The 11,865-nt window shown below is 71.4% G+C and carries 14 protein-coding genes; 9 read left to right on the top strand and 5 right to left on the bottom strand.

Going from position 1 to position 11,865, the window contains the following annotated elements; all coding sequences use genetic code 11:
* Nucleotides 1-59: 59 nt before the first annotated feature.
* Nucleotides 60-188 carry an LPFR motif small protein gene (locus tag ACFVYL_RS30335; RefSeq protein WP_263398772.1) on the bottom strand — a complete coding sequence of 43 codons (129 nt, stop codon included), beginning with the start codon at nt 186-188 and terminating at the stop codon, nt 60-62.
* A 251-nt stretch (nt 189-439) separates the two neighbouring features.
* On the opposite strand from ACFVYL_RS30335, the gene ACFVYL_RS30330 reads away from it, so the two are divergent.
* From ACFVYL_RS30330 to ACFVYL_RS30320, 3 genes are read left to right on the top strand one after another with little or no spacing between them, the layout of a single operon-like run.
* Nucleotides 440-973 carry a (2Fe-2S)-binding protein gene (locus tag ACFVYL_RS30330; protein ID WP_389721544.1) on the top strand — a complete coding sequence of 178 codons (534 nt, stop codon included), beginning with the start codon at nt 440-442 and terminating at the stop codon, nt 971-973.
* Complete coding sequence (locus tag ACFVYL_RS30325; protein ID WP_389721542.1) at nt 970-1,965, top strand: FAD binding domain-containing protein; 996 nt, start codon at nt 970-972, stop codon at nt 1,963-1,965. The genes ACFVYL_RS30330 and ACFVYL_RS30325 overlap by 4 nt, the downstream gene beginning before the upstream one ends.
* Before the next feature lie 31 nt (nt 1,966-1,996).
* On the top strand, nt 1,997-4,102 hold the full coding sequence (locus ACFVYL_RS30320) for a xanthine dehydrogenase family protein molybdopterin-binding subunit (protein WP_389721540.1): 2,106 nt from the start codon (nt 1,997-1,999) through the stop codon (nt 4,100-4,102).
* Nucleotides 4,103-4,136: 34 nt separating this feature from the next.
* Here ACFVYL_RS30320 and ACFVYL_RS30315 read toward each other — a convergent pair whose 3' ends face one another.
* Both ACFVYL_RS30315 and ACFVYL_RS30310 read right to left on the bottom strand, forming a co-directional pair.
* The gene (locus ACFVYL_RS30315) at nt 4,137-5,165 is read right to left on the bottom strand and encodes a PHP domain-containing protein (RefSeq protein ID WP_389721538.1); all 1,029 of its coding nucleotides are present in this window, start codon (nt 5,163-5,165) and stop codon (nt 4,137-4,139) included.
* 145 nt (nt 5,166-5,310) lie between these two features.
* Nucleotides 5,311-5,538 carry a DUF5133 domain-containing protein gene (locus ACFVYL_RS30310; protein WP_389721536.1) on the bottom strand — a complete coding sequence of 76 codons (228 nt, stop codon included), beginning with the start codon at nt 5,536-5,538 and terminating at the stop codon, nt 5,311-5,313.
* 192 nt (nt 5,539-5,730) lie between these two features.
* On the opposite strand from ACFVYL_RS30310, the gene ACFVYL_RS30305 reads away from it, so the two are divergent.
* The 3 genes from ACFVYL_RS30305 to ACFVYL_RS30295 all read left to right on the top strand — a co-directional run bounded on the left by ACFVYL_RS30305 (nt 5,731) and on the right by ACFVYL_RS30295 (nt 7,524).
* Nucleotides 5,731-6,033 carry a hypothetical protein gene (locus ACFVYL_RS30305; RefSeq protein ID WP_389721534.1) on the top strand — a complete coding sequence of 101 codons (303 nt, stop codon included), beginning with the start codon at nt 5,731-5,733 and terminating at the stop codon, nt 6,031-6,033.
* A 118-nt stretch (nt 6,034-6,151) separates the two neighbouring features.
* A complete protein-coding gene (locus tag ACFVYL_RS30300) occupies nt 6,152-6,643 on the top strand; it encodes a hemerythrin domain-containing protein (protein WP_389721532.1) in 492 nt (163 codons plus the stop codon).
* 326 nt (nt 6,644-6,969) lie between these two features.
* Nucleotides 6,970-7,524 (top strand): barstar family protein, encoded by a 555-nt coding sequence (locus ACFVYL_RS30295; RefSeq protein ID WP_389721530.1) that lies wholly within the window; start codon nt 6,970-6,972, stop codon nt 7,522-7,524.
* A gap of 36 nt (nt 7,525-7,560) precedes the next feature.
* On the opposite strand, the gene ACFVYL_RS30290 is transcribed toward ACFVYL_RS30295, so the two are convergent.
* A complete protein-coding gene (locus ACFVYL_RS30290) occupies nt 7,561-8,475 on the bottom strand; it encodes an NAD(P)-dependent oxidoreductase (RefSeq protein WP_389721528.1) in 915 nt (304 codons plus the stop codon).
* A gap of 64 nt (nt 8,476-8,539) precedes the next feature.
* Between ACFVYL_RS30290 and ACFVYL_RS30285 the strand changes: the two genes are divergently transcribed.
* A complete protein-coding gene (locus ACFVYL_RS30285) occupies nt 8,540-8,956 on the top strand; it encodes a MerR family transcriptional regulator (protein ID WP_389721526.1) in 417 nt (138 codons plus the stop codon).
* A gap of 167 nt (nt 8,957-9,123) precedes the next feature.
* Here ACFVYL_RS30285 and ACFVYL_RS30280 read toward each other — a convergent pair whose 3' ends face one another.
* Nucleotides 9,124-9,540, bottom strand: a complete 417-nt coding sequence (locus ACFVYL_RS30280) for a CBS domain-containing protein (RefSeq protein ID WP_389721524.1) — start codon at nt 9,538-9,540, stop codon at nt 9,124-9,126.
* Between the two features lie 386 nt (nt 9,541-9,926).
* On the opposite strand from ACFVYL_RS30280, the gene ACFVYL_RS30275 reads away from it, so the two are divergent.
* Together ACFVYL_RS30275 and ACFVYL_RS30270 are read left to right on the top strand one after the other, a co-directional pair.
* Complete coding sequence (locus tag ACFVYL_RS30275) at nt 9,927-10,808, top strand: SGNH/GDSL hydrolase family protein (RefSeq protein WP_389721522.1); 882 nt, start codon at nt 9,927-9,929, stop codon at nt 10,806-10,808.
* A 228-nt stretch (nt 10,809-11,036) separates the two neighbouring features.
* Complete coding sequence (locus tag ACFVYL_RS30270) at nt 11,037-11,861, top strand: endo alpha-1,4 polygalactosaminidase (protein WP_389721556.1); 825 nt, start codon at nt 11,037-11,039, stop codon at nt 11,859-11,861.
* The last annotated feature ends 4 nt before the right edge of the window (nt 11,862-11,865 follow it).

Genomic DNA, 11,865 nt, shown 5'->3' with positions numbered 1-11,865 from the left:
GCATTTGCTCCGGCCCCCTCCTTATGGACTCTTACGGACTCCGTCAGTCGTGCAGGCCGTCAGTGATGGCCGTGGGCGGTGTCCGAAGCGCCTCCGAAGAGCCGCGCGACCGCGCGGAACGGCAGGGTGACCACCGTGGCAATGGCTCCACCGATGGCACGGAGAACGTCTGCAATAGCCTTCAGCATGAGGGGCCTCCATTAGAGCGCCGGCTCGATAGTGGTCAATTGCTGTACGTCGCCGTACAGCCTTGCCTCTGTCGCATGCCCCGCCGATGCCGGAGAAAACTGGCACCCGCGCTCAGGGCGCCGCAGACGGCCTCCGGTCAAGAGCTCCGCAGACGATCCGGTCGCTCCCGGCATGCCGGAATGTGTGTTCTGACTCAGGCTGGACAAACGATGTCGTCACAGACCGTTTCAGGACGAGGGAGCAGTGCGCCATGGGAGCCGACGTGTTCCATTCAGAAGTGCCCATGACGGTGAACGGAAAGAGCCGCAGCCCCGTCGTCGATCACCGTTCGACACTGCTTGACGTCCTGCGGGAGCAGCTGGACCTGACAGGTGCCAAGAAGGGCTGCGACCACGGCCAGTGCGGCGCCTGTACCGTCCTCGTCGACGGGCGCCGCGCCAACAGCTGCCTGCTGCTGGCCGTCGCCACCGAGGGGTGCGAGATCACCACCGTCGAAGGGCTGCGGGCCACCGACGGCGAGGGCCCGCACCCCCTTCAGCGGGCCTTTGTGGAGCGCGACGCCTTCCAGTGCGGTTACTGCACCCCCGGGCAGCTCTGTTCGGCCGTCGGCGCCATGGCGGAGGCCGAGGCGGGCCGCGCCTCGTACGTGACGGACCCGGCCGCGCAGGCCGGTCCACCCGTACGGCTCAGCAAGGACGAGATCCGCGAGCGGCTCAGCGGCAACCTGTGCCGCTGCGGCGCCTACCCGCACATCGTCGAAGCCGTCGAGGACGTGGCCCGTTGAAGACCTTCAGGTACGTACGCGCCCACAGCGTCGACGAGGCGACCGCGGCCCACGCCGGCCGCCCCGCCTCCCGCTACCTCGGTGGCGGCACCAACCTCGTCGACCTGATGAAACTCGGTGTCGAGGCCCCCGGAACGCTGATCGACGTCAGCCGCCTGCCGCTGGACGCCGTCGAGGAGCTCCGCGACGGCTCCGTCCGCGTCGGCGCCACCGTGCGCAACAGCGACCTCGCCGCCCACCCGCTGGTCCGTGACCGCTATCCCGTGCTTGCGCAGGCGCTGCTCTCCGGAGCGTCGGGCCAGCTGCGCAACGTGGCCACGACGGGCGGCAACCTGCTGCAGCGCACCCGCTGCCCCTACTTCCAGGACCTGAGCAAGCCGTGCAACAAGCGGGCGCCCGGCAGCGGCTGCGGCGCGCGCGACGGCGTCAACCGTGACCACGCCGTCCTCGGGCACTCCCCGCAGTGCGTCGCCACCCACCCCTCCGACATGGCGGTCGCCCTCGCCGCGCTCGACGCCCAGGTCGAGCTGCAGGGCACGCGGGGCGCGCGCACGCTGCCCGCCGCCGAGTTCCACCGGCTGCCCGGCGACCGGCCGGACCAGGACACCGAGATCGCACACGGCGAGCTCATCACCGGAGTGGTCCTGCCGCCCTCGGGCGCAGGCCTCCCTTCGGCCTACCGCAAGGCACGCGACCGTGCCTCGTACGCCTTCGCGCTCGCGTCCGTAGGAGTGGTGCTCGGCGTCGAGGAGTCCGTCGTACGCCATGTGCGGATCGCGTTCGGCGGTCTGGCCCACCGGCCCTGGCGCGCCCTGCGTGCCGAGGAGGCGCTGCTGGGCGCGGCGCCGAGCGACGAGGCGTTCCGGCGCGCCGTCGACGCCGAACTCGCCGCCGCCGAGCCCTTGCGCGACAACGCCTTCAAGGTGCGGCTCGCCCGCAATCTCGCCTGCGACGTCCTGCGGCGCCTGGCCGCATCGCCCACCACGTCCTGACCCCCGTCACATCCGCTTTCAGGGAGAACTCATGCCGGACACCGTCAGTGCTCTCGGGGCGCCCACCGAGCGCAGGGAGGGTCCCGACAAGGTGGCCGGGGCCGCCCGCTACGCCGCGGAGCACTCGCCCGAGGGGTGCGCCTACGCCTGGCCCGTGCCCGCCACGGTGGCGCGCGGAGAGGTCACGGCCGTCGACGACGAGGCCGCCCTGGCGCTGCCCGGTGTCGTCGCCGTCCTCAGCCACCTGAACGCGCCGAGCCTGGCCGAGCCGGACGACGCGACCCTCGCCGTGCTGCAGGACGCCCGCGTCCCGCACCGGGGCTGGTACGTCGCGCTGGTCGTCGCCGACACCCTGGAGGCGGCACGCGAAGGCGCCGCGGCCGTACGGATCAGCTATGCCGAAGAACCCCATGACGTCACCCTGCGTGCCGACCACCCCGACGCCTACGTACCCGAGGACACGGACGGCACATCCGGTGAGCACGTGCGCGGCGACGCCGAGAAGGCCTTCGACGCCGCGCCCGTGCGCGTCGACGCCGACTACCGGGTGCCGCCCCTCCACAACCACCCCATGGAGCCGCACGCGGCCACGGCCCGCTGGCACGACGGGCACCTGACCGTGCACGACTCCAGCCAGGGCGCCACCACCGTCCGCGACGTCCTGGCCGGCCTGTTCGAACTGCCGAAGGACCGGATCACGGTCGTCTCCGAACACGTCGGCGGCGGCTTCGGCTCCAAGGGCACGCCCCGGCCGCACGTGGTGCTCGCCGCGATGGCCGCCCGGGTGACCGGCAGGCCGGTGAAGCTCTCCCTCCCCCGGCGGCAGCTGCCGGCCGTCGTGGGCCACCGCTCCGCGACGCTGCACCGGGTGCGGCTGGCCGCGGAAGCGGACGGCACGCTGACCTCCGTGATCCACGAGGTGACCGCGTACACCTCCCGGCTCAAGGAGTTCATGGAGACGGCCGCCGCCGCGACACGCGTCATGTACCCCTCCGCGCACGGCCGCACCACCCACCGCGTGGTGCCCCTCGATGTGCCGAGCCCCTCCTGGATGCGGGCCCCGGGCGAGGCGCCCGGCATGTACGCGCTGGAGTCGGCGATGGACGAGCTTGCCGCGGCGGCCGGCATCGACCCCGTCGAGCTGCGGCTGCGCAACGACACCGACAAGGAACCCGACAGCTCTCTGCCGTTCAGCAGCCGCCACCTCGCCGAATGCCTGCGGGAGGGGGCCCGCCGGTTCGGCTGGGCCGAGCGCGACCCGCGACCCCGCGCGCGCCGGGAAGGGCCCGTCCTGGTGGGCAGCGGCGTCGCCTCGGCGACGTATCCGGCCAATGCCTCGCCGTCCCGGGCCGCCGCCCACGCCTACCCCGACGGCAGCTTCGTGGTCCAGGTCAACGCCACCGACATCGGTACGGGCGCGCGCACCGTGCTCGCCCAGGTCGCCGCCGACGCGCTCGGCGTGCCGGTGGAGCGGGTGCGCACCGAGATCGGGAGCAGCGACCTTCCGGCGGCGCCGCTGGCCGGCGGTTCCATGGGGACGGCCTCCTGGGGCTGGGCCGTCCACGAGGCCTGCTCCCGCCTCGCCGAGCGGCTGGCGGGCCAGGAAGGGCAGCCGCTGCCCCCGGAGGGCGTCGGCGCCACGGCCGACACGGCGGGCACCGCCGACGCCGACAGCGACTACGCCCGGCACGCCTTCGGCGCCCACTTCGCCGAGGTCGGCGTCGACACGGTGACCGGCGAGGTCCGGGTGCGCCGCCTCCTGGGCGTCTACGCCGCGGGACACATCCTCAACTCCCGTACCGCTCGCTCGCAGTTCATCGGCGGCATGACCATGGGGCTCGGGATGGCGCTGACCGAGAGCAGCACGATGGATGCCGCCTTCGGCGACTTCGTGGAGTCCGACCTCGCCGCCTACCACGTGCCTGCCCACGCCGACGTGCCCGTGATCGAGGCGCACTGGGTGGACGAGGACGACGCCCATCTCAATCCGATGGGCAGCAAGGGCGTCGGCGAGATCGGCATCGTCGGGACGGCGGCGGCCATCGGCAACGCGGTGCATCACGCGACCGGGGTGCGCCTGCGCGAACTGCCGCTCACACCGGACCGGGTGCTGACGGCGCTGGACGACGGCAGCTGAGCCTGCGTTCGTGCTGTTCGGGACGTCGTGCCATTCAGGACGTCGACCGGGCCCGGCTCTTCCGTGTCCAGGCCAGAAGTTCCGCCACCGGCCAGGTGTTCACGACCCGCTCGGCCGGGACGCCGCACTCCTCGGCCCGGGCGCACCCGATGACCTGCCAGTCCAGCTGGCCGGGCGCATGGGCGTCGGTGTCCACGGAGAACAGCGCCCCGGCGTCCACGGCCCGGCGCAGCAGCCTGCGTGGCGGGTCGAGCCGCTCGGGGCGGCTGTTGATCTCCACCGCCGTGCCCGCGGCCGCGCACGCGGCGAACACCTCGTCCGCGTCGAACTGCGACTCCGGCCTGCCCCGCCCGGTGACCAGCCGTCCGGTGCAGTGCCCGAGGACATCGGCCCGGGGGTCGCTGACCGCGGCCACCATGCGGCGTGTCATCGCGGCCGCGTCCATGCGCAGCTTGGAGTGCACGGACACGACCACCACGTCGAGCCGGTCGAGCAGTTCCGGCTCCTGGTCGAGCGATCCGTCGTCGAGGATGTCGCACTCGATCCCGGTGAGCAGCCGGAAGGGGGCCCAGCTCTCGTTGAGCGCGGCCACCACATCAAGCTGCTCGCGCAGCCGTTCCGGTGAAAGGCCACGGGCGATGGTCAGCCGCGGCGAATGGTCCGTGAGCACCGCCCACTCGTGGCCGACCGCCCGCGCCGCCCGGCCCATCTCCTCGATGGGGCTGCCGCCGTCCGACCAGTCGGAGTGCAGGTGGCAGTCGCCGCGCAGCAGCGCCCTGAGTGCGGCGCCGCCCTCGGCGATCGGCGTGTGTGCCTCGTCCTCCAACCGCTCCAGGTAACCCGGCACACCGCCGGCCAGCGCCTCACGGACGACACCGGCGGTCTTGGGCCCGATCCCCTTGAGCGACTCCAGCGAGCCGTCGGCGGCACGGCGCCCGGCCTCGCCCTCGGCCAGCCCCGCGACCACGGCGGCCGCGGTGCGGAAGGCCCGCACCCGGTAGGTGGGCGCGCGGCCCCGCTCCAGCAGAAAGGCGATCCGTTCCAACGCCTCCACGGGCTCCATCGAGACCTCCGGCCTCCGGGACTGCGGCGTACGTACGCGCTCGGCACCTCGGCGCGCTCCGGCACTCCGGCACTCTCCAGCCTGGCGCAGGCGCGGGCCCGTGGCGCGGCGAACCGGGACGCGGCAGTCCCGTCGGCCCCCGCGGTCAGGCCGCCAAACCGGGCATCTCGTCGCGGTCCGTCGCGGACAGCTGGGCCGTGGCGGCCGCGACGGCGGCTTCCACGGTCCGGGTGCCGGTGGATACGCACAGCGTGTACGAGACGTCGTCCAGCCGACGACGGATCTCGGGTGAGTCCTCGGCCACCTGCTGGGCTCGCAGGGTCGAGTAGGTGTTGAGCAGTGCGTCCAGAATCGCCGGGTCGGGCCTGAGCACGCCGTACTCCTTCCACGATGTGAAATTTCGCTGGGTTTTTCTCCTGTACCCGCGCTTCTGGGCCATACGCATCCGAATAGTCCGTTGCCCGCTCCCCCCGTAGTGGCGCCTCCCTAGCCGGTACGCGGTCATCGTTACTCCCTCTGCGGCCGACCGGAGGCGGATGGTCCACGAGGTGGCCAGGATGGGGCCATGGCGAACACCACGGCGAAGAACGGACCGCGGCGGGCCGACGGCCTCGACGCCGCCACCACCGGCTGGGCCGCACGCGATGTCTCCTCGGCGCACGGCCGCCTGCGCGACGCACTGATCTCCTGGCGGACATCTCTGCCCCCGGCCTTCGACGCCCCGGCGCCCGAGCCGCCCGGCGCGCCCGTGCGGCTCGTCGTCGCCCCCGCCGCGCCGGGCGCACCCGATGACGCCCTGCTCCTCCACCTCAGCCCCGGCGAGGTGGAGCTGCTCATCGCCCGGCTCCGGGCGGACACCGCCTCCTGAGCGACTTCCGCCGTGGCTCCGCGGGATGAGCCCCGGTCACGGGGTACACGGCTACCTGAACCGGAGACCGAGCGGGCCGACCGGCGACGCGCGCCGCGGCCCAGGAAAGGCGGACCCCATGCCCCCGACGCAGGACGTCGTCGAACTGATCCTCCAGGACCACCGCACCATGGAGGACCTCTTCCGCGACATGCGCAGCGTGGAGGCCGACCGGGCCGCCGCGCTCGGTGAGTTCGCCGACCTGCTGATCGCGCACGCCCTGGCGGAGGAAGCCGAGGTGTACCCCGCGCTGCGCCGGTACAAGAACATCGACGACGAAGAGGTCGAGCACGGCGAGGAGGAGCACGAGGAGGGCAACAAGGCGCTCCTCGAACTGCTCCAGGTCGAGGAGGTCGGCTCGGACGAATGGGACGAGAAACTGGAGAATCTCGTCGAGGCCATCGCCCACCACACCGACGAGGAAGAGCGCACGATCCTCAACGACGCCCGCGAGAACGTCGCCATGGAACGGCGCGAGGAACTCGGCGCGGCGTTCCTCGCGGAGCGCGAGAAGCAACTCGCCGCCCACCGGGGAAACGTGGACGATATCCGCGGCATTCTCGGAAAGTGACGGTCGGCCGGGAAACCCTCTCCTTGAAGCGGGCTTCCTCCCAGCCGCGAGGATCGTGAGCCGTAGTTCGAGTGCGGGCCAGGCGGTTCCGTCCGCCTTCGGCGCCGCGCTTCGAGCTCTTTGCGGGAACGACGGTCGCCGCAGCGAACGCAGGTCAGTGCTCCGCCGTAGACGGCCTGTTCAAGGCGCGAGTGGGTCCGGCGCCTGTTCCGATGGAGCTGATCGGCTGCGAACCTGCGGAGCCCCTGCTCGCGGCGCTGCGGCGACCCGGTCGGTCGGAGCGGGACTGGGCCTACCTCCTGGTGCTGGATCGTCATGGTGCCGTGATGGCCTCCACCACCGTGGGCCTGGGCATCGCCGGAGCGCGACCGTCCGTGCTCGGCGGCACGCTCGTCGACATCACCCTCGCCGATGGCGGAGATGATCGGCCGTCGCCTGCGGACCGCCGGGCCTGGGCGCAGTGGTATCAGGGCCCGCCGGCAGAGCCCAACTTGTGGGTACCGTACGACTCGCGGGGCAGGGCCGCGTGGTTGGACCTCACCCCTCGCGCGTGGCGGGTGCCCACGCCCCAGCCGGATCGGTCCGGCGGCGAGCACCATCTCGACGGCCGGTTCGTCACGGACGTTCCAGGGCTGCACTGCGCGATGGCCGAGGCCCTGCTCGGGCCCGGCCGCTACTTCGGCCGGGAGTGGAACGCCTTCAAGGACTGCCTGGGCGGTGGCTTCGGAGTGGCCCCACCCTTCACCCTGACCTGGCACGACTCCGAGGTCGCTCGCCGCGCGCTGGCGGACGGCGTGGAGCATCCGCAGGACGGACTCTCCTACTTCGAGGAGATCGTGCGGCTGCTCGAACGGTACGGCGTCACGGTCCTGCTCCAGTGAAGCGTCGGCGTCACCACCCGGCCGAAGGAGAATCAGTCATCGGGCCTGTGCCCCCTTCTTGAAGATCTCGAAGACGGCCAGGTAGTTCCGGCTGCCGTGGCCATCGGCGACTGCCGCCTCGGCGATTTCCTTCATCAGCCCGGGCTGGCCGGAGTGGACGCCCTGTTCCTGGCTGGTGCGGGCGATGTGGGCCAGCGCGTTCAGGTTCATCTCCATGGTGCCGAGGTCGCCGGGGTAGTTGGCCTTGTCCAGGTCGGGCGCCCGGGCGAGGAGAAACGCGGGGTCCACCACCGCGGGCATGAACCCGCCGAGGGCGAGCTCGGCGAACTTGACCGCCGAGACGTTCGCCGAGCCGACCAGAGCTGTCGCGTGCAGCCAGCCGTTCATGGTCGCGTACATCATTTCGAGCAGTGCCGTGTTGTAGAGCACCGCCAGGCCCGGGTCGGGGCCGAGGTAGCGGGGATCGCCCATACTCTCCAGCGTCGCCCGGTGTTTGTCGAAAACGTCCTGCGAACCGCTGTACAGGAAGACGGATTCGGGATCTCCGACGAGCGTCGGTGGCACCATGATCGCCCCGTCGAGGTATTCCACGTTGCGCTCGTCCGCCCAACCGACCGCCGCGTGGGCTTCCTTCGGTGTACCGGAATTGAGATTGACCAGCACGCGACCCGCCAAAGCGTCATCGGTCGAGTCGAACACGCCGTACATGGTTTCGTAGTTATTGAGGCACATGACCGTGACGGGGCTCGCGGACACCGCCTCGGCGACGCTCACCGCGCGGCGAGCGCCGCGGGCGACAAGGCTGTCGGCCTTTTCCGAAGTCCGGTTCCAGACGGTCAGAGGGTGGCCTCGTTCCAGGAGCGCCTCAGCGAGCGCCATACCCATGGGCCCCAGGCCGACGACGGTAACGGGGTTGCTGTGCCGGCGAATTGACGGCTGTGTTGTTGTCATGAGTGGCAGGTTAGAGTTTCACATCGGTGTGAGAGTCAATTCCAATCTGTGTGGTGGCGGTCACGTGCGTATCGGAGCTCTTTCCCGTCGGACCGGGGTCAGCCAGCGTCTGCTGCGCTACTACGAGGAGCAGGGGCTGCTGCAGCCCCGGCGCCGGCCGAGCGGGTATCGCGAGTACGACGAAGAGGACGCACGCACGGTCCAGGGCATCCGCACCCTGCTGGCCGCCGGTCTCAGTACCCGCACCATCGCCGAACTGCTGCCCTGTACGGTCAACGACGGCCAAGGACTGGTGCCCGCCTGTTCCGGCATGCTTCCCGATCTGCACCGGGAACGAGAGCGGCTCGACAGTGCCATAGCGGATCTCGTGGCCGCGCGCGCTGCGCTGGACACCATCATCGCGGCCACGCCGCCGGGCGGCACCGAAGAGGACCCGGATGCCTGTCGTGCTGCGGCCCCCGGGGTAACCGTCACCCGCTGAACTGACCGTGACGGCGCCCGCTGAACCTGATCGTGCCTTCACCCGCAAACGGCCTCGCCCATTGCCGCGCGCAGTACTCGGGCAGGTCCTGACCGCCATCGACCGCCGCCGTGGGGCGGGTGGCCCGTCCCACGGCGGCTGGTCGTTCAGGTTCCGGGATGCACGGGTCAGTCCGTGGAGAGCGCCTCCAGGAGCTGTCCGGCCTTGGGGTCGTGCAGGGCGCGGGCGGCGTCGGCGAGCGCGACCATGCCCACCAGGGCGTGGCCGTCGATCACGGGCAGCCGACGCACCTTGTGGCCGGTCATGGTCGCGAAGACTTCGTCGACGCTGTCGTCCGCACCGATGGTCACCGCTTCGCTCTGGGCGAGTTCCCCGACGAGGACCTTGGACGGGTCCTTGCCCTTGCCCACCACCTTGACCACGATGTCCCGGTCGGTGATGACGCCCTTGAGGCGGTTGTCGGTCCCGCAGATGGGCAGCGCCCCGACGTCGAGCTCGGTGAGCTTGGCGGCTGCCTGGAGGACGGTCTCCTCGGCCCCGGCGCACTCCGCGCCCGGAGTCATGATCTCGCGTGCGGTGGTCATGTGATCCTCCTTGCTTGTCGGTGTGCGGTCCGGCCCTGTGGTCCACCCCGTGGACCGGGCCGCCGTCGCCGACCGGGTGCCCAGCGTGTGCGAGCGAAACACCTGCTTACGCCTCTGCTCGCGCAGGACGACGCCACCGGCGATCTGGGCCGGGCGATACGGCGCCGGCCGACACGACGTACTCCTCCCGCGCGATCCGCGAGATCGTGCGCCGCCACCGGCCCACCGCACCGCCCTTGTCACCCGGATGCCAAACCGTCTCGCGCGGACGCGCACGCACACACGTAGTGAACTGTCCCGTCGTGAACTACGTTGCACACGCCCCACTTCTGGAAGCCTCGCCCCGCCCCCACCCGCGCTCCCCCCCTGCCCGGAGGAGAATCCTCATGCGCATGCCCGCTCCGCATCGCACCGTCGCGGTCGTCGCCGCCGTCACAGGAGTCGCCGCGCTCGGCGTCGCCGCGGGACCCGCCGCCGCCGACACCTCGGAGCCGCTGCGCTACGTCGCCCTCGGGGACAGTTACAGCGCCGGTTCGGGCGTGCTCCCCCTCGACCCCGGGGCGCCCCTCCTCTGTGCCCGCACGTCGAAGAACTACCCGCACCTCCTCGCCGCCTCGCTCGGCGCGAAGCTCACCGACGTGACCTGCGGGGGCGCCCAGACCCAGCACTTCACCACGGCCCAGTACCCGGGCGTCGCCCCGCAGTTCGACGCCCTCAAGAGCGATACGCAGGTGGTGACCCTCACCATCGGCGGCAACGACAACAACACGTTCATCAGCTCCATCCTGGCCTGCGGCAGCGCGGGGGTCCTCTCGGGCGGCAAGGGCAGCCCCTGCAAGGACCGGTACGGCGACACCTTCAAGGACGAGGTCGAGACGAAGACATACCCGTCGATCAAGGCGTCGCTGAACCAGATCAAGGCCAGGTCGCCGAAGGCGAGGATCGCGATCCTCGGCTACCCGTGGATCACTCCGGCGAAGTCCGTGCCGGGCTGCTTCCTCAAGATGCCCCTCGCCGAGGGCGACGTCCCCTACCTCCGCGATCTGCAAGGCCACTTGAACGGCGCGGCGCGGCGGGCCGCTTCGGAGACCGGCGCTACGTACGTCGACATGGCCGCCGCGTCCGACGCGCACGACGCGTGCCGCCCGGCGGACCAGCGCTGGATCGAACCGGTCCTGTTCGGCACGAACTTCGTCCCCGTGCACCCCAACTCCGCCGGTGAGGCCGGTATGGCCGAGCAGACGGCGAGCGCGCTGAATCTGACGTGACCTCGCGTGGCCCGACGTGCCGTGGCCTGACCTGAGCGCCCGCCCGCCGCACGTGCCGCGGGCGGGGGCTGCGATCCTGGTCGGGTGACCGTGATCAAGTGGCTTACCAGCAAGAACCGCTCCGCACAGACCGACGAGACCCATCGCGCGGGGGTCGAAGAGGACGTTTTCGTGCGGCCGACGGGCTCCGCGCCGACCACCCGGGCACGGGCAGGCGCACGGCGGTCCGTGCGGATCGGTCTCGGCGGTGCGGTGCTCCTCGCCCTCCTCGCCGGCTGCTCCTCCGGCGACTCCGAAGACACCGACCGCACCAAGCGCACCGGGGGCGGCGTCCGGCAGCCGCCCGTCGACGCGGCGTTCGACTACCAGCTGGGCGGCCCGTACACGCCCCCCTCCAAGGTGCGCGCCGTCTCGCGCGACCGCACCGCTGATCCCGCCCCGGGCCGCTACAACATCTGTTACGTCAACGCCTTCCAGGCCCAGCCGGGCAAGAAGACGACCCGCTGGTGGGAGCGCGAGCACCCCACTCTCGTGCTGCGTGACGACGAGGGGGACCCGGTCGTCGACGAGGACTGGAACGAGCCGCTGCTCGACATCTCCACGGCGAAGAAGCGCGCCGCCCTCGCCGAGATCGTCGGCAAGTGGATCGACGGCTGCGCGGAGGCGGGCTTCGACGCGGTGGAGCCCGACAACCTCGACTCCTACGAGCGCTCCGACGACCTCCTCACGCCCGACGACGCGGCGGACTTCGCCCGGCTCCTCGCCCGGCGGGCGCACGACAAGGGCCTCGCCATCGCGCAGAAGAACACCACCGACCTCCTTGACCGGCGCAAGCACATCGGCTTCGACTTCGCCGTCACCGAGGAGTGCGCCCACTACAAGGAGTGCCCCGACTTCGCGTCCGCATACGACGGGAAGGTCTTCGACATCGAGTATGTGCGCAAGGACTTCGACGCCGCCTGCCGCACCTGGGGCAAGGACCTGTCCATCACGCTGCGCGACCGCGACGTCCGGCCCGCGGGCGAGGACGGCTACGTGTACCGCCACTGCTGAGCAG

It is taken from the genome of Streptomyces sp. NPDC058308 (assembly GCF_042880275.1).
Lineage (GTDB): Bacteria > Actinomycetota > Actinomycetes > Streptomycetales > Streptomycetaceae > Streptomyces.
This window is presented reverse-complemented; position numbering and strand designations above follow the sequence as displayed.